Genomic DNA, 17842 nt, shown 5'->3' with positions numbered 1-17842 from the left:
TAGTTTTGTGTCAAAAGAAATTAAATGTCCCCCCCCCCATCTTCAATATCTTCTTTTTGCCAAGTTTTTTTCATTTTTGCTTTAAGCAAAGCTGCTTTGAGTTTGTAGAATATGCCTAGTTTTTTTATTGCTTTGAGGTAGTTTTTATTTCTTGTGGTTTTGTAAAAGTCTTTGAGTAATTCATAAAGTTGCGTCTTGTTGCAATGCCCCCCCCCATGAGCAGTTAATATTTCTTTAAGGGCTTGATTATTAAAAGCTTTTCCATAATATTGAATTTGTGAGAATAAATGTAAATTTTTTTTAAGATTTGGGTATTTTTTTAGATAAAGAGGTAAATATAAAGCTGTGATTTGATGGTATCTTTTTCTTGCCATTTTTTTATCAATAAAACTTAAGCTTTTTGAGTGCTGTCTATACGCATAAAGGCTTTCATTAAGCACGCTAAATTCGCCCTCAAGTCCTAATCTTAAGAAAAAATCATAATCTTCTATATAAAACTTATCTTCATCATATTTTCCAATTTTCTTTGCTATGTTAGCACGATATAAAAAGCAAGTTACATAGCTTTGTGTGATATAATCTTCAAGTTTTGGGCTAATCTTTCTAACATACTGAAATTTTCCTTCTTCATTGATAATATCATAATCACAACACACCATAGCTATATGCTCTTTAGTTTGTAAAACTCTCACCATTTTTTCTAATGCTTCAATTTTATAATAATTATCATCAGAAGTCCAAGTATAATACTCGCCACTAGCTTTTGAAAAGCCTATGTTTAAGGATTTTGGTAATTTTTGATTTGTTTGATTGTTGATAAGATGAATTCTTTTATCTTTAGCTACATATTCTTCACAAATAGCTTGAGTGCTATCAGTAGAAGCGTCATTTACTAAGATAAGCTCCCAATCCTCATAACTTTGATCGATCACGCTTTGGATAGATTCTCTTAAGAATTTTTCGCCATTATAAACGGGCAAAATTACACTCACTTTTGCTTTATGCATCGTTTCTCCCTTTTTTGAAAAATAAGTGAGTGATTATATCCAGATTTACAAAAAAACAAAAATTTGCTATTTTTTTAAAATAAATTCTAAGCAAGTTTTTTATAATACCTTCCCCAATAAAATCAAAAATGAGGATAAAAACCCTGCCCCATTTTTAGTATTCGCTTTTTTGATACTTGCCTTATTTTTCCTTAAATTCCAGCAAATTTCAAAGAGTATTTCAAGCTTTTTAGCTATAATGTGGCTTATGGATAAAGAAAGTTTAATTATCAAAGCTTTTGAAAATGCCAAAAATGGAGATGATGCTGCTGTTGTTGGCAAATACTGCTTTTCAAAGGATTTATTTTTTGAGGGTGTGCATTTTAAACGGACTTGGTTTGATTTAGAACAAATCGCATATAAAGCCATGCTTGTAAATATATCAGATGCCATAGTGATGAATGCTAAGGCTAAATATGCTCTTTTGGGGCTTGCTTTACCAAAAGATATTAGCAAAGTTGAGCTTAAAGCCTTGCAAAAAGGCTTTTTGCGTTGTGCAAAAAAATTTCAAATTCAAATCATTGGTGGCGATACGATAAGTTCTGATAATATCGCCATTTCAATTACACTTATTTCAAAAATTCGCAAAAAAGCAGTGTTTAGAACGGGCTTAAAAAAGGGCGATTTGCTTGCTTTTACAGGCAAGCTCGGGCAGGGTTTGCAAGGATTAAGAGCGTGCGAAAAAGGTGTAAGGCTTGATAAAAATCACCGCTTTGTTAAACCAAAGCTAAGACAAAATTTTTTTTATAGTGTTGCTTCAAGGCTTTCTTGTGCGATGGATATTTCAGATGGTTTAAGCAAGGACTTATCAAGAATGCTTCAAGTAAATAAACTTGGCTTGCATTGGTTTTTAAATTTAAGCGATGAAGAGCTTTTTAGTGGCGAAGAATATGAAGTGCTGTTTGCTTTTTCTCCTAAACACAAAGAATTTATAGAAAAAATGGCTCGAAAAACGCATACAAAGATCACTATTTTTGGGCAAGCACAGAAAGGAAGATATGAATTTAGAGGAAAAGAACACCATTTTTAAGCCCCTTTTTACGCTTAATCATGGTCCTATAAAGGCGTATTTTAGTAAAAATTCAAAAGATTTTGTGGTGCGTGAAGTGCCTTTGTATGAATTTAGCGGTGAGGGCGAGCATTTAGTCTTTGAAATCGCTAAAAAAGACTTAAGCACACATGAGGCTTTAAGACTTTTAAGTGAGCATTTAGACTTAAAAATGCGTGATTTTGGTTATGCTGGGCTTAAGGACAAGCAAGGCTATACAACGCAGTTTTTATCGCTTCCTCGTAGTTTTGAATCAAGGCTTTTGGAGTTTAAACACGAAAAACTTGAGATTAAAAATACTTTCTTGCACAAAAATAAGCTTAAAATTGGACATTTGAAAGGGAATTCTTTTTTTATCAGGCTTAAGAAAGTGCATAAGGTTGAGGCTATTAAGCTTGAAAATGCTTTCAAAGCACTTAAAGAGCAAGGTTTTGCAAATTATTTTGGCTATCAACGTTTTGGTAAATTTAAAGATAATTTTAATTTAGGGCTTGAAATTTTACATGGAAAAAAGCTAAAAAATAAAAAAATGAGTGATTTTTTTATCTCAGCTTTTCAAAGCGAGCTTTTTAATCGTTATTTGAGTAAAAGGGTTGAGCTATCACACTTTGCTAGCAAACTTAGCCTTAAAGAATTTGCACTTATTTATAAACTTGATAAAGCTAGAGCAAGAAAGATCATAGAGCAAAAGCAGTTTTTTAAACTCCTTGAAAATGAGGTTTTGGGGCATTATCCTTTTGGTAAATGCTTTTTGTGTGAGGATTTAGATATAGAAATCAAGCGTTTTTTAAACAAGGAGCTAAGTCCTATGGGACTTTTACTTGGTGCAAAAGCTTTTGAGTGTAAAGAGGGCTTGGCTCAAAACTTAGAAGATGAAATTTATCATAATTTTTATACATTTAAAAGCAAAATACAAGGCTCAAGACGCTTTGCGTGGAGTTTCTTAGAAAAAGCCCAATATCGATATGATGAACAAAAAGCACATTTTTGCTTGGAGTTTTTCTTACAAAAAGGCTCTTATGCCACCACTATCTTAGAAGAACTTTTACATACTCACTTTGATGAGTTTAGCAACAACGCGTAAAACCACCATTGTATCTTGCATTAAGAGCTTCTTTGAAAAATTCTTTTCGGCTTAGAATTTCCCTGTTTGGGTGTCTTGTTTGCATATGCTCGACATATTTATCATAACTTGGCATACCAACAAGCAAATTGATAAACCTATCACTTCGATGATAAAGTCTTTTAAATTTATTTAGCAAATTCCCAAAAACACTAGCCCTATCCAGCCCCAAAGGAGCTGGTAGGGTATTCGTTCGCTTTACAAGAGCTGTTCCCATTTTTAAACCTTAGTATGAAGGCTCATAATCACTAGCCTTTTTATAAGGCTCTTCTTTAAGAGGCCATTTATCCGCTCCTTCTCCCTTAGAAGTAAGGTAGCAAATTTTGATGGTTTCAAAAAGTACCACAAAAACGACAATCATAAATAAGGCACAAAGGACTGCATCAACAAGATTGTTATGGAAATTTATCGCTGCGATATCTAAGGCTTTTTGTGTGGCGTTTGGATCATTTAAGACAGCCAAAGCCTTTTGCACTGCTGCTACATGGCTTACAGCATCATGAATTCTTTCGCCATTCATAGGGAGTATTTTTTGCAAAGATGCCCAAAGTGTAGTTAAAAGCACCCAAAATGCTGGTAAAATAGTAACGAAGGCATATTTTGTCTTGCCCATTTTAAAGAGTATAACGGTAGCGAGCAAAAGTGCAATGCCTGCTAGCATTTGATTTGCTGCACCAAATAAAGGCCAAAGTGTGAAAATTCCGCCCTTTGGATCGATAACACCTTGATAGAGCAAATAACCCCAACCACAAACGCAGATGAAAGACGCTAAAATACCCCAAGTATAGCTTTTTGTGTCTGCCATAGGTTTGTAAAGATTGCCAAGTATATCTTGGATCAAAAATCTTCCTGTTCTCGTGCCTGCATCAACGGCTGTTAAGATGAAAAGAGCTTCGAATAAGATAGCAAAATGATACCAAAATGCCATAGATTCTTTACCACCGACTATTTGGTGCAAGATATGAGTAAGTCCCACAGCAAAAGTTGGCGCACCACCTGTTCGTGATAAAAGAGTTTGTTCGCCCACATCAACAGCTGTTTTAGTGATGAGATTGGCGATATAGCCACTATTTTGAGTTTCGTTTATTAATTCAGGAGTTAAAACAAAACCACCATTTTGTAAGATATTTTTCAAACTTGCTTCAACGGTCGCTAAATCAGCATTTAACGTTCCAGTTGCCATAGGATCAAGAGTAGCCAAAGGTGTGTTGATAGCAAAATAAAGTCCAGGTTCAAGTATGCACGCTGCCACAAGAGCCATTATACCAACCAAGCTTTCCATAAGCATAGAGCCATAGCCTACCAAACGAGCGTGGCTTTCTTTTTCTATCATCTTAGGGCTTGTTCCTGATGAGATAAGGGCGTGAAAGCCTGATATTGCACCGCAAGCTATAGTGATGAAAAGGAAAGGAAAGATAGAACCAGCAAATACTGGACCTGTGCCGTCAATGAAATTTGAAACTGCTCCAAGTTGTAGATCTGGATTGGCGATTAAAATCCCAGCTGCCATAATCACAATAACGCCGATTTTTAAGAAAGTGCTTAAATAATCTCTTGGGGCAAGCAAAAGCCAAACAGGTAAAACAGAAGCGATGAAACCATAAGCTATAACGATCCAAGCAAGAGTTATTTTGTTAAGTAAGAATATACTATGCCAAGGATGATCTGGATTATTTACAGCGTGTCCATAATAAAGAGCGAGTATGAGAAGAACAAAGCCAATAATACTTGCTTCGCCAACCCTACCCGGTCTTATAAAACGCATATAAACACCCATTAAAACCGCGATAGGTATAGTCATAGCTATGGTGAAAAGTCCCCAAGGTGATTCAGCAAGAGCATTAACCACAACCATAGCCAAGATAGCCACGATGATAAACATAATAAATAAAATACCTATCATAGCGGTACCGCCAGTTACCTTGCCCATTTCGTCCTTGATCATTTCGCCCAAAGAGCGTCCGTTTCTTCTCATTGAAATGAAAAGCACGGCAAAATCATGCACCGCTCCAGCTAAAACAACACCCACTAAAAGCCAAATCATACTTGGCAAATAGCCCATTTGAGCTGCCAAAATAGGACCGACTAAAGGACCAGCTCCAGCAATAGCAGCAAAATGGTGTCCAAAAAGTATAGCTTTATGCGTTGGGACAAAGTCTTTGCCATCGTTATTGACAACGGCTGGTGTGGCACGATTGTCATCAAGCTCGAAAACTTGTTCAGCTATAAATTTAGAGTAAAACCTATAGCCTATCAAGTAAATGCACACTGAGGCTACGACAAGCCAAGTTGCACTTATGGTTTCGCCTTGATTTAAAGCAAGGACACCAAAGCACCAAGCCGCCAAAACTGCGACAAGTACCCAAAAAACATTTTGTAATGTTTTGTTCATTTCTTCTCCTTAAATGGCATTGAGCCGTTAGATATTGTAGCACTATTTTTTTAAATATCTCAATTTTTTATTAAATTTTATTCAAAATAAAACAAAAACTAAACAATAAGACTTATTAAAATTACTAAAATCAAATAAAAGCGGTATTTAATATTAAGAGAAAATTTTAAACAAAATATTTATTAAAGATGAATTAAAAATCTTTTAAATTGTTCTTAATAAAGTATCAAAGATGAAAATTTATCTTTGATACTTTATAAGTATAACAGCCATAGCAAAGCCGCTATCATGGCTAATACTTAAACTTGTGCTTTGAATGTGAAATTTTTCTTTGACTCGGGTTGAAAATTTAAGTTTTGGAGCATTTTTTGTGTCTTTGTAAATTTGCATATCAAAAAAACTGCACTCTTTGCTTATACCAATTCCTAAAGCCTTGCCCGCAGCTTCTTTAGCAGCCCAAAATCCAGCCAAAGAAGCAGGATTTTTGATATACTCCTGCTCGTTCTTGCTTAAAAACTTATCCCAAAAAGCTTGTTTGTTAAATAGCCTTTCTATGCGTTTGATAGAGACTAGATCACAACCTATTAAAAGCATTGTTATTGCACGACAAAGTCCGTGAAATAGATATTTTTGACAAAACCATCGGTTAAAACCTCATTGATTCTGCCTACAAGCTCATCTTTTAGCCTTTCTTTGCCTTTTGTGGTGCTTACTTCTTCAAAGGTTTTTGAAGTTAGAGTTCGTATGATGATATCTCTTATGATGGCATTTTTCTTTTCAAGCTCAGGTTGTAAAAGTTCGGTATTTTGCTCAAGTTGAATAGTGCATTTAACATATCTTGCCCCACCATCACTAAGTAAATTTAAAGTAAAAGGCTGAAGCGGATACATAGGACCTATATTTGCAAAATCACTACTTCTTTGCGTAGGAGCGGCTGTGTTTTTGCTTGTGGCTGAACCAGTTGTTGCGGCTGTGGCTGCACTTGCTGTGGTAGCTACATTTGTATTTTCATCGCTTGGGGCAGAAAACATTAAAAAAGCGATCGCACCGATAACCACAAGGAGTAAAACAAATAAAAAAATGACAATGATAAGAACTAAGGAACCGCCTTTTTTCTTTTTCTCTTCACCATTCGTTGCTTCTTCGTTTTCCATTAAATCTTTCCTTTAAGTAAAATATTGTAAAATTGTAGCAGAAAATCGTTTGTATTTCAAAGGAAATTGAAGAAAAAAGGATAAAAATGCTAAGCGTGATCTTTAGAGAGTATGATATAAGAGGGCTTTACGGCAAAGAACTCAATGAAAAAAGCGTTAAAGTTATAGGCTTTTTACTAGGACTTAAGATGCTTGAGAGAAAATGTAAAAATGTCAGCGTTGGCTATGATGCAAGGTATAGCAATGAAGAGTTTTTTAGTTATCTTGTAAGTGGTTTAAACAAAGCTGGCATTAAGGTATATAAACTTGGGCTTGTGCCTACTCCGCTTGGATATTTTAGTCTGTATGAGGGCTTAAAATTTGATGCAAATATCATGATTACAGGCTCTCATAATCCAAAAGATTACAATGGCTTTAAGATCACCATAGGCAAAGAAAGCTTTTTTGGAGCTGAGTTAAAAGCCTTTGGCAAAGAAGTTGAGGCTCATTTAGATGAGGAAATTCCTACAAATGAAAGCTGTGAAGAGTATGATATATTGAGTTTATATATAAATTTTATGAGCGAGCAATTTAAGCATTTAAAAGGTTTTGAATATAACTTTGCTATTGATTGTGCCAATGGAGCAAGTGGGGTTGTGATAGAGCCTTTAATAAAGGCTTTAAATTTAAAGCCAAAAGTGCTTTTTGCAGAACCAAACGGGCAGTTTCCAAACCACGCTCCTGATCCAACTGAAAAAGAAAATTTACAAGCCGTGCAAGAACTTTTAAGAGAGGATCAAAGCTTAAACATAGCCTTTGCTTTTGATGGGGACGCTGATAGAATGGTGGCTTTAAGTAGAACGCATATTTTTTGTGGGGACGAGCTTTGTTATTTGTTTGCTAAAAATATCCCAAATCCACGCGTTTTGGGCGAGGTAAAATGCTCGAAAAATCTTTTTGATGAGGTGGGAAAATTTGGTGAAATTTTTATGGGAAAAACAGGGCATTCAAATATCAAAAAAATGATGAAAGAACAAAACATAGACTTAGCTGCTGAAGTAAGCGGACATATCTTTTTTAAACATAGGTATTTTGGTTATGATGATGGAATTTATGCCTTTTTACGCACGCTTGAGCTTATTCACAAGGGTTTTGATTTAGAGGGTATGATCACTTCTTTACCAAAGCTTTATACTAGTGATGAGCTTAAAATCGCTGTAAGTGAAGAAGAGAAATTTGTGCTTGTAGATGCCTTTAAAAAAGCGGTTGAAAAGGGTGAGCTTGAAGGTGTGAAAGGACTTTGTGAGATTGATGGAGCAAGGATTGATTTTGGCTACGGTTGGGCTTTGCTTCGTGCTTCAAATACCAGCCCTTACCTCATTACTCGCTTTGAAGCCACAAGTTTAGAGCAGGCTAAGGACATTCAAAGTAGAGTTTTGGCATTATTTGAAAAAATCAAAGCAAATTTAGCTTAAAAAGATGAGATAAAAAAGCCTTTGAAGGACTTTAATCCAAACAAAGGCTGATTTTTAAGGAGTTTTTCTATGAATAAATTATGTTATATGGGAAAATTATAAAGCACTTAAGTTAATCATTCGTAATAAAATACTAAGCTTTTTTTATTTTTTGTCGATATTATAATGAAATTTTAAGGAAGGGAAGGAAAAAAGGATGCAAGTAGATTCGACCTTAACAACGACTTCAAGCGTTACAGCAAGTGCTAAAAAAACGAGTGAAACAAGCACAAAAAATACAGAGTCGTTAAATACAAATGAGCTCAGTAAAGATAATTTAGAAAAGCTCTCAAAGCTCGGCGGTAAAGGTATTACTCAGCTTTATGTAGCTCAGTTTCAGCAAGAAATTTTTAGCTCAAGTTTTGGAAATTTTAGCTCTCAAAGTGGAGTTTTAGGACTTTTAGGGAATTTTGGTAGCAGTGCGGATAATATCGCAAAAGTGGCTACAGCGTTTTCAAATGTTGATTTTGCAGCTATTGGCTACACAGGCAAAAATCCTTTATCAATGAATCAAAACGAGCTTAATGCTTTAATCAGCGAAAATGGCTTTTTTGGTGTGGAAAATACAGCAAATAGAATAGCTGATTTTGTCATACAAGGAGCTGGCGATGATCTTGAAAAGCTTAAAAAAGGCTTTGAGGGTATGAAGCAAGGTTTTAAACAAGCTGAAAAAATGTGGGGTTCAGCACTCCCTCAGATCAGTCAAGATACTATTACTAAGGCGATTGAAAAAGTAAGTGCAAGGATAGAAGAGCTAGGCGGCAATGCTGTAGATATCAAAGCTTAAATCAATCTAAATCCCCAATTTCAAGGAGGATTTAGATTAAATTTTAACTAGCTTGTGTTAAATTTAAACAATCATCTTAAGTCAAAAGTAAAAAATTTACTTTGGAAGTTATTTTCCACTTGTCCGTAATGATATAAAGCAGGTTCGTAGTTTTGCACCTCTTGATAGAGTAAACCTAAAGCTACTCTTGCTTCTTGATTACTCCCATCTTCAAGCTTTGCAAGCTCTAAAAGTGCAATGGCAGCATTTGTGTTGTTTGAACCAATAGCTGCAACTGCGGCTAGAAAATAAGTTGTTGAGTCTTTGCGATTAAAATCATTGATTAAGGTATCATACAAAGCATATGCTTCTGCATACAGCCCTGCATAAATATCCATATACGCTAAAATCGAACTTAGCCCAGCTTCATCTTGTGTGCCTAAGGCAAGCTCTTCTTTGATTTTTTCTCTTTCTTGATTAAGTAGCCCTGAAACTCGCATTAAATTTATGTAATTTTCACGGATAAGATTAGCTCCACCAGCTAAAGCCTTATAATTTAGTTCTGTATCTTTAAAGTGAAGCTGTGCGTTTTGGGCGTATTCTTTGATATTAAGATTTGAATTTTGAGCGTTGAAAAGCAAGATATCAGCTAAAATATCATCTTTTACAGCATTTTTAAGCCTTGCAAGCTGTGCATCCATCTGATTATAAAGCCCATTATTTTTGGCGATAATGCTTTTAAGCATAAAGCTTAGAGGACTTGATTCGGTATTGTCATCTAAAAAAGGAAGCATTGCAGCATTATCATTGTTTGCAAAAAGTAAGATATTTTGATAAATATTTGCCTTAAATTCATCATCAACGCTAATATTTTCGTTGATTTCATTGACAAGTTTAATAGTGCTTTTTTGGCTTAAATTTCCAGCTAACACCGCAAAAGCTCCAGCTGCGTAGTTTTTTGGATCTAAATGATATGAACTTGAAAAATGCTTATATGCAAGATCATAGTTTTGAAGTTGAGCATAACTTAAAGCAAGATTATAGTGTAAGATGCTGTGTTCTTGGTAGCTATTGAGTAGAGTTTTAAATTCACTATTTGCTTCTTCGAGCTTGTTTTCAAAAACTTTTGAGATGATTTTAGCAAGCTTGACATTCACAGAAGAAAGCATTTGACTTGCGTTTAAAAGTTCTATACCGTCTTTTTTATCCTCTAAAAAATCCACAATATTGGCTTTATTGATATAATTTGCAGCTTGTTTGGTATCAAAAACTTGATAAGGTGCGAAATAAAACAAAAAATCCGCCTGAGCTTTTTTATCTTGTAAAAAGTCCTTAGAAAAATTATCTTGAGCAGTTTGTATATCAAAAAGCTCTTTTTTAAGCCTTACTTTTATTTTGTAAGTATTAAGTGTGGTTTTTTCAGCACCTTGATAAAAAGCTCTTATCCTTGAGAGCATATCTTGATATTTGCCTGTTTTAAGATCGATTAAATTTAAAGCAGCTATGCTTTGGTTGCGTTCTTTGTCAACCTTCAAAGACCTTTCCAAAGCAGTTTTTGCTCTAGCATAATCTCCCATTCTTGCATAAATCAATCCTTGAGAAAGGCTTGATTCGAAATTCCTTTGTTTTTGTAAATTTTCTAAAGCCTTGGCATCAAGCCCCATTTTTGCATAAATTTTTGCACTTAAATACCTCGCATTATCCACATAACTTTCATCATTTGTAAGCTGGAGCATTTGTAAGGCTTCTGGGTAAAAACCTTTGTAGTAATTAATAAGACTTAAATAATAATTAAAAAGCTTAGAATTGCCTTCATTTGGCAAATATACGTAAGCAAGATCAAGATAATACTGGAATTTAGGCATATCATTAAGACGTAAGGCACATACAGCGGCATTTATGGCTGAAGCAGTTTGGTTTTCATTGCTCTCAATAGCTTTTTTAAAGCTTTCAAGTGCAAGAGCGTAATTATTTTGATTCATTTGAGAAACGCCAAGATTATAATTTGACAAAGCCTCACTATAAAGGGCGATTTGCTCATAAACTTGCAAGGCTTGTTCTCTCTCACCTTGTAAGTATAAAGCATTTGCCTTTTGTATCATATTATCCATTTTACTCATATCAAATTTAAAGCTTTCATTATCAGCATTAGCTTGATGAGCTTGTGGTGTTGTGGGAATGAGCACTCCTCTAGGTTCGCTTTTTTGGGAGAATAAAAAAGATAAAACGACGAGCAAAATAGCCACAGCACCGAGCAAGACGGCTAGTATGAAGACAAATTTAGTATCTTCATACCATTTTTTCTCTCTCGGAGCTTCTTCAAAGCTTGAATCATCTTGCGTATTAGTGTCATTTCTTGAAAAACCAGAGCTATTTTCTTCACCACCGCTTGTTTCTTCTTTTTCTTTAAGTATGACCTCTTCTTCAACCATTTGTATCCTTTAAAGGTATTTTCTTAAAACATCAGGCACACTTATCTTGCCATCTTTTTCTTGATAACTTTCCATGATAGCGATCAAGGTTCGCCCTACTGCTAGGCTTGAGCCATTGAGTGTATGCACAAGTTCATTTTTGCCAACTTCGTTTTTAAAGCGGATTTTTGCCCTTCTGGCTTGAAAGTCCTTGCAGTTTGATACTGATGAAATTTCTCTGTATTTGTTTTGTCCGGGCAACCATACTTCAAGATCAATGGTCTTTGCTGCACTAAAGCCAAGATCACCGGTGCAAAGAAGCACATGGCGGTGGGCTAAACCTAAGCTAGTAAGCAAATCACTTGCACATTCAAGCATCTCATGAAACATTGCTTCACTTTCACTAGGTTTAGTAATGCTTACAAGTTCTACTTTTTCAAATTGATGCTGTCTTATCATGCCCCTTGTATCGCGTCCTGCAGAGCCTGCTTCTTTACGAAAGCAAGCACTATAAGCTGTCATTTTAAGCGGTAAATCTTCAGCTTTTAAAATTTCATCATTAAAAAGATTAGTTAAAACAATCTCGCTCGTTGAGATAAGATATAAATCCTCATCTTCTATCTTATACATATCATCTTTAAATTTAGGCAATTGCCCTGTGCCAAACATGGTGTTTGCATTCGCTAAAAATGGCACATTCACAAGCTCAAAGCCTCTTGAGCGGTTAAAATCTATCATATAATTTATCAAAGCCCTATTAAGCAAAGCAGCTTCATTTTTAAGCACGCAAAAACGGCTTCCAGCAAGCTTTACTCCTCTTGTAAAATCAAGCCAATTAAGCCTTTCGCCTAGCTCAAAATGCTCTCTTGGCTCAAAGTCAAATCCTCTTGGCTTAAGCACCTTTTTAAGCTCGACATTTTCACTCTCATCTTTGCCTATAGAAACGCTTTCATCAGGGATATTTGGCACATTAAAGGCTAGTTCTTCAAGGTTTGTTTCAAGTTCTTTAACTTTTTCATTTTGAGCATTTATCTTAGCTTTGTTTTGGATAAGTTTTTCTTTCAAGTCTTCTTTATCTTTTGTGCTAGCAAGCTCTTTTGAGAATTTGTTTTGAAAAGCTTGTAAGTTTTCTAGCTCGCTTCTTTCAGCCTTAAGCTTTGTGAAAAACTCTTTAAGCTGGGCTAAAAGTTCTTTACTTACGCCTTTGTTTTCAAGCTTTAAAGCTATAGTTTGAAAATCTTTTTCTAAGGCTTTTAAATCTAGCATTTTTTCTCCTAAAGTCCTATTTTAGCATAAATTGTTTGCATTTTTTCTTTGGCGATTTTACTTGCTTTTTCTGCTCCAAATTCTAAAATTTCCTTAAGTTTTTTTTCATCATTTACAAGTTTTTGAAATTTCTCTCTTGCTTCTTTGAAATACTCAAGCACAAGTTCATTTAAATACATCTTAAAATGCCCATAGCCCTCGCCCCCTCGTCCATACCTTGTTTTAAGCTCGTTTTGTCCAGCTTCATCTAAAAAAAGCTTAGCTAAGGCAAAAACATTACAAGTTTGCCATTCTTTTGGTTCTTCTAAGGGGGTACTATCTGTAATGATAGCTGAAATTTGTTTCTTAAGGGTTTTTTCTTCAGTAAAAAGATCGATAGTGTTGTTGTATGATTTGCTCATCTTTGCTCCATCAGTTCCTACAACTACAGCCAAAAACTCATCAGTTAAAGCTTCAGGCAAACTAAAGACTTCGCCAAATTCATTGTTAAATTTCAAGGCTATATCGCGCGTGATTTCAAGGTGTTGGACTTGATCTTTTCCTACTGGCACGAGTTTTGGTTCAAAAAGTAAAATATCAGCTGCCATTAAAACAGGATAAGAAAACAGCCCATGATTAGCATTTAAGCCCTTTGCTATCTTGTCTTTAAAACTATGAGCACGCTCTAAAAGCCCCATAGGCGTAAATTGAGAAAGTATCCAGTAAAGCTCTAAAACCTCTTTAACATCACTTTGTAGCCAAAAAGTGCATTTGTTCTCATCTATACCAAGTGCAAGAAAAGCTGCAGCAGCCTTAAGCTTGTTTTCATAAAGCTTTGTGCCATCTTGCACACTTGTCATTGCATGATAATCAGCGATGAAAATAAACATATCCTCCTTATCTTGAGCCTCAAGCATGGCTTTAATCGAGCCAAAATAATTTCCCAAATGCAAATTTCCGCTTGGCTGAATTCCAGTTAAAATTCTCATTTATACCCTTTCATGATTTCTGTAACGATTTGTAACACGCTTTTATGTTCGGTGTTTATGGTTAAATTTGCTTTACTTTCATACTCCGCAAGCCTTTCTTTGTAAAGTGTTCTTGCCTTTTTTTCATCCTTAAATAAGGGACGTTTTTCAAGGCTAGTTTTACTTAAGCGAGTTTTGATATAGTTAAAATGGGCTTTTAAATACACCACATATTGGTTGTTATCCTTAAGCAAAGCCTTATGAAAGCCTCCACCTGTGGCGATGATATAGTTTTTAAATGTATGCAATTCTTGTGCTAGGGCTTTTTCCTCATTTCTAAAAAACTCTTCGCCCTTATTTTCAAAAATTTCTTTAATCTTAGCTCGATTTTTTTGCTCTATAAAGGCATCAGTATCTAAAAGCTTGTAATTAAGCTTTTTAGCTAAAGCCTTAGCTATAGTGCTTTTACCACAGCCCATAAAGCCGATTAAGATGATATTATGCTTCATATTTTTCGCCTTTTTTACGACTTGCTAGGATTAAAGGCACGCCGTCTAATTTAAAGTTCTTGCGAATTTGATTTTGCAAATAACGTTTATAGCTAAAATGCAAAGCTTTTGGGCGGTTCATCACAAGAGCTATTTTTGGTGGAGCTAAGTCATATTGCACCGCATAATAAATTTTTACTAATTTTCCTTTATCATGTGGTAAAGGGTGAGTTTTTGTGGCATTTTGCACAAGATCGTTGAGTTTTGAAGTAGGAATTTTTTGAGTGAAGTTTTCAAAGACTTCTAAAATTTTATCGAGTAAATTTGCTACTCTTTTACCGCTTTTTGCTGATATGCTAATGATAGGTGCAAAGGCAAGGAATTTAAAACGATCAAGTTTAAGTTCTTTGACGACTTTGTCAAAGTCATATTCGCTAATGTCGATTTTATTAAGCACTATGATGACACCTAGATAATGCTTGCTAATAAGCCCAGCTATCCTCTCATCAAGCTCATTAAAGCCCTCATTTAAATCAAGCACTAAAAGAGCAATTTGTGCTTGTTCAAGTAATTTTTCAGTGCGGTTAAGAGCAAATTTTTCTAAACCTTGAATTTTCCCTCTTTTTCTAATGCCTGCAGTATCTACAAATTCTATGATTTTACCCTTATACTCTAAGCTTTCATTAACTGGATCAATAGTCGTTCCAGCCACCTCACTTACCACGCTTCGCTCACTTTTAACCAAAGCATTCAAAAGGCTTGATTTGCCAACATTTACGCGTCCTACTATACTTACTTTGATGTGATTTTCATCTATATTTTTAAATTCAAACTCGCCTTCTTGATTTTGCTCAAAATGCTCTAAAAAATCCTCTAAATTTTCCTCCTCATCAGCCCGCAAAAAAGGCTCATAAAGCAAGCTAGCAAGCCATTCATAAAGCTCATCAAAGCCTGTGTTATGAGACACAGAGATGTTAAAAACTTCTTTGAGTCCAAAATTTGCAAATTCCCAAGCTCTTTCTTCATCTTTTTTATTATCCACCTTGTTAATCACAAGAGCCATAGGCTTTTTTAGCTTTTTAAGCTTATAAAAAAAGGCTTTATCCTCATCATCAGGCAGTTTTTTACCATCAACAAGATATAAGATAATATCAGCGCTCCCAGCCCTTTTAAGGGTATTTGCCTGCACAGTCTTAAAAAACTCATTACTCTCATCAAGCCCACCACTATCGATAAGCAAGGCTTTTTTGTTTAGAATTTCACATTGAGCTTGGTTTGTATCTCTTGTAGTGCCTGCTATATCGCTAGTTATGGCTAGACGTTTTTTGATGATTTTATTAAAAAGGCTTGATTTGCCAACATTTGGTTTGCCTATGAGTATGATTTTTTGCAAGGATTTTTCCCTTAAAAGTTTTTGTGTAATTATATAAGGCTTGGCTTAAATTTAAGCTATTTTAGTTATAATTTTAGCTTGAATTTCATAATTTAAAAGCTAAAATACAAAGCTAGAAAACAATGGCAAGCTAATAGATTAAAAGATTTAAGAAGCGATGGAGGTGTGGTAGAGGTTTTGATTTAAATTTACAAGATCAAATCGATCCACAAAATCAAAGTGTAGAGTTTAAATTATAAATGAGTTTTGAATTTAAAAGTGTAAATAAGCTCAACTTTTTTTGGTGGTAAAGAAAAACATACCATCATAAACTCAAATTTACACTTCGCCAAGCTTTGAAAAGCTTTTATCTTTCTTGCTGTCATATCGCAAAGTGGTGTAGAAACACTAGTTTTTCTTAGCACGATTTTTTGTTTTTTTATGTTTATCACTCTTTTTATAATCCCAGCTTTTATACTATTTGTTTTGGATGTAATAGTTTGATTGAATTTTATATCTTATAAAAGTTTTGTTTAAAAAATACCACCAAATTTTAAAGGATAAATTTCACAAAGCTAGGCTATAATGAGGCTTTTAAAAAAAGGAAAAAAATGCTAAGAGTGATAAAACGCAATTTAGACGTGTATTTTATGGTGATAGCTTGCCTTGATTTTGCTTTAGTTGGAGCGTGTGCGAAAATTTTAAGCAAAGAATTACCCAGCATAGAAATTATGTTTTTTCGTAACATCATAGGCGTTTTTTTCATGCTTTATATAATTAGCAAGCTTAAAATTCACAAAGAAGAGGGGCATTTTTGGCTTTTGGTGTTTCGTGGGATTGTTGGCACGCTTTCTTTGTATCTGTTTTTTTATAATGTTTCTAACATCTCTTTAGGTGGGGCTTTTGTATTTCAAAAAACCTCGCCCATTTTCATCATACTTATCGCTTTTTTTGTCTTTAAAGAAAATATAGGCTTAAAGGGTATTTTTGCCATACTTATCGCCTTTGTGGGCGTTTTGCTCGTATCTCAACCTTGGGCAAGCACCATCAATCACACTGGTTTTGATCTAAAAAATTCAAGCCTAGGCGTGCTTAGTGGGTTTTTTGCAGCTTTAGCACTTACTAGTGTAAGACAACTTAGAAAATTTTATCCTACTGAAAAGATTGCCTTTTCTTTCATACTTATGGGTGCGATAATGCCAGCTATTTCTATGCTTGTTGGCGAATTTTACGCTCCAAAAGAGCTTGATTTTATCATCGCTCCTTTTATCATGCCAAGTTTAAAAGCGTGGGTATTTATCATCATCATGGGCGTTTTAGGCACCATTTATCAAATTCATATCACTAAAGCTTATGGAGTGGCTAAAAAAGCTGGAATAGTTGCTGGAGTGAGTTATTTGGATGTTGTTTTTTCTTTAATCATAGGTTTATTTTTGGGTGATGATTTACCAAGTTTTATGGTTTTTATGGGTATAATAGGCATTATTTTTGGAGGACTTATTTTAGTAAAAAGGAAGTAAAATGCAAAAGATGATACTTATAGCTGGTCCTTGTGCGATAGAAAGTAAAGAGCTTGTTTTTAGCGTGGCTGAGGCTTTAAAGGACTTAGCAAATGATGAAAGGATAGATTTTTATTTTAAATCAAGCTTTGATAAGGCAAATCGCACCAGTATAGAAAGCTTTAGAGGAGTAGGACTTGAGGAGGGCTTGCGTATTTTAGAGGCTGTAAAGGCTAAGTTTGGTATGAAAATCCTTACTGATATCCATGAAAGCAATCAAGCAAAGCCTGTAGCTGAAGTAGTAGATGTGCTTCAAATTCCAGCCTTTTTGTGTAGACAAACTGACTTGCTTGTTGCGGCTGCAAAAACAAGAGCAAAAGTAAATATCAAAAAAGGGCAGTTTTTAAGTCCAAATGACATTAAATACAGCGTAAAAAAAGTGCTTCAAACCAGAGGCGAAACAAATGAAGGCTATGAAGCAGCCTTGAAAAATGGGGTTTTTGTAGCAGAGCGAGGCTCAAGCTTTGGCTATGGGAATTTAGTCGTGGATATGAGAAGCTTAGTTATTATGCGTGAATTTGCTCCAGTAGTTTTTGATGCCACACACAGCGTGCAAATGCCCGGACTTGGCGGAGGAAAAAGCAGTGGAAAAAGCGAATTTATAGAGCCTCTAGCAAGAGCTGCAGCTGCGGTTGGCGTTGATGGCTTTTTCTTTGAAACACATATCAATCCTTGTGAAGCTTTATGCGACGGAGACAATCAACTTACGCCTGCGAGGCTAAAAGCTTGTGTAAAGAAACTTTTAGAGATTAATGAAATCATTACTAAAGGATAAAA

General features: G+C 34.9%; 17 protein-coding genes. 6 read left to right on the top strand and 11 right to left on the bottom strand.

What is annotated here, in order from left to right:
• Positions 1–20: 20 nt before the first annotated feature.
• Positions 21–1007 (bottom strand): glycosyltransferase family 2 protein, encoded by a 987-nt coding sequence (locus DMB91_RS05885; protein WP_052043158.1) that lies wholly within the window; start codon positions 1005–1007, stop codon positions 21–23.
• A 247-nt stretch (positions 1008–1254) separates the two neighbouring features.
• Between DMB91_RS05885 and DMB91_RS05880 the strand changes: the two genes are divergently transcribed.
• Together DMB91_RS05880 and truD are read left to right on the top strand one after the other, a co-directional pair.
• Positions 1255–2076: a thiamine-phosphate kinase gene (locus DMB91_RS05880; RefSeq protein ID WP_034903762.1), complete on the top strand. Its 822-nt coding sequence runs from the start codon at positions 1255–1257 to the stop codon at positions 2074–2076.
• A complete protein-coding gene (gene truD / locus DMB91_RS05875; RefSeq protein ID WP_034903237.1) occupies positions 2045–3178 on the top strand; it encodes a tRNA pseudouridine(13) synthase TruD in 1134 nt (377 codons plus the stop codon). The genes DMB91_RS05880 and truD overlap by 32 nt, the downstream gene beginning before the upstream one ends.
• Here truD and kcuS read toward each other — a convergent pair.
• The 4 genes from kcuS to fliL form a co-directional block, all read right to left on the bottom strand.
• Positions 3162–3383 (bottom strand): KCU-star family selenoprotein, encoded by a 222-nt coding sequence (gene kcuS, locus DMB91_RS05870; protein WP_409513465.1) that lies wholly within the window; start codon positions 3381–3383, stop codon positions 3162–3164. The genes truD and kcuS overlap by 17 nt on opposite strands.
• Before the next feature lie 60 nt (positions 3384–3443).
• Positions 3444–5609, bottom strand: a complete 2166-nt coding sequence (locus DMB91_RS05865; protein WP_034903240.1) for a carbon starvation CstA family protein — start codon at positions 5607–5609, stop codon at positions 3444–3446.
• Positions 5610–5849: 240 nt separating this feature from the next.
• Positions 5850–6203 (bottom strand): holo-ACP synthase, encoded by a 354-nt coding sequence (gene acpS / locus DMB91_RS05860; RefSeq protein ID WP_034903243.1) that lies wholly within the window; start codon positions 6201–6203, stop codon positions 5850–5852.
• A gap of 2 nt (positions 6204–6205) precedes the next feature.
• Positions 6206–6763, bottom strand: coding sequence for a flagellar basal body-associated protein FliL (gene fliL, locus DMB91_RS05855; RefSeq protein ID WP_034903245.1), 558 nt, complete (start codon positions 6761–6763; stop codon positions 6206–6208).
• Positions 6764–6849: 86 nt separating this feature from the next.
• On the opposite strand from fliL, the gene DMB91_RS05850 reads away from it, so the two are divergent.
• A complete protein-coding gene (locus DMB91_RS05850; RefSeq protein WP_143116863.1) occupies positions 6850–8217 on the top strand; it encodes a phosphomannomutase/phosphoglucomutase in 1368 nt (455 codons plus the stop codon).
• A gap of 196 nt (positions 8218–8413) precedes the next feature.
• Complete coding sequence (locus DMB91_RS05845) at positions 8414–9043, top strand: hypothetical protein (protein WP_034903405.1); 630 nt, start codon at positions 8414–8416, stop codon at positions 9041–9043.
• Positions 9044–9114: 71 nt separating this feature from the next.
• Here DMB91_RS05845 and DMB91_RS05840 read toward each other — a convergent pair whose 3' ends face one another.
• From DMB91_RS05840 to DMB91_RS05815, 6 genes are all read right to left on the bottom strand, one after another.
• Positions 9115–11454: a tetratricopeptide repeat protein gene (locus DMB91_RS05840; protein WP_034903408.1), complete on the bottom strand. Its 2340-nt coding sequence runs from the start codon at positions 11452–11454 to the stop codon at positions 9115–9117.
• A 9-nt stretch (positions 11455–11463) separates the two neighbouring features.
• On the bottom strand, positions 11464–12699 hold the full coding sequence (serS, locus tag DMB91_RS05835; protein ID WP_034903411.1) for a serine--tRNA ligase: 1236 nt from the start codon (positions 12697–12699) through the stop codon (positions 11464–11466).
• 8 nt (positions 12700–12707) lie between these two features.
• The gene (gene trpS / locus DMB91_RS05830) at positions 12708–13667 is read right to left on the bottom strand and encodes a tryptophan--tRNA ligase (protein WP_034903414.1); all 960 of its coding nucleotides are present in this window, start codon (positions 13665–13667) and stop codon (positions 12708–12710) included.
• Positions 13664–14155, bottom strand: a complete 492-nt coding sequence (locus tag DMB91_RS05825; RefSeq protein ID WP_034903416.1) for a shikimate kinase — start codon at positions 14153–14155, stop codon at positions 13664–13666. Before DMB91_RS05825 ends, trpS begins: the two co-directional genes overlap by 4 nt.
• Positions 14145–15527, bottom strand: coding sequence for a ribosome biogenesis GTPase Der (der, locus tag DMB91_RS05820; protein ID WP_034903419.1), 1383 nt, complete (start codon positions 15525–15527; stop codon positions 14145–14147). The genes DMB91_RS05825 and der overlap by 11 nt, the downstream gene beginning before the upstream one ends.
• Positions 15528–15760: 233 nt before the next feature.
• Positions 15761–15958: a hypothetical protein gene (locus DMB91_RS05815; RefSeq protein ID WP_034903422.1), complete on the bottom strand. Its 198-nt coding sequence runs from the start codon at positions 15956–15958 to the stop codon at positions 15761–15763.
• A gap of 159 nt (positions 15959–16117) precedes the next feature.
• Here DMB91_RS05815 and DMB91_RS05810 point away from each other — a divergent pair, with 159 nt between their 5' ends.
• Together DMB91_RS05810 and kdsA are read left to right on the top strand one after the other, a co-directional pair.
• A complete protein-coding gene (locus DMB91_RS05810) occupies positions 16118–17026 on the top strand; it encodes a DMT family transporter (RefSeq protein WP_034903425.1) in 909 nt (302 codons plus the stop codon).
• A gap of 1 nt (position 17027) precedes the next feature.
• A complete protein-coding gene (kdsA, locus tag DMB91_RS05805; protein ID WP_034903428.1) occupies positions 17028–17840 on the top strand; it encodes a 3-deoxy-8-phosphooctulonate synthase in 813 nt (270 codons plus the stop codon).
• Positions 17841–17842: the final 2 nt, after the last annotated feature.

The sequence above is a fragment of the Campylobacter sp. MIT 97-5078 genome (genome assembly GCF_006864455.1).
Lineage (GTDB): Bacteria > Campylobacterota > Campylobacteria > Campylobacterales > Campylobacteraceae > Campylobacter_D.
Note: the sequence above shows the minus strand (reverse complement) of the source record. Positions and strands in the feature narration are given on the sequence as shown.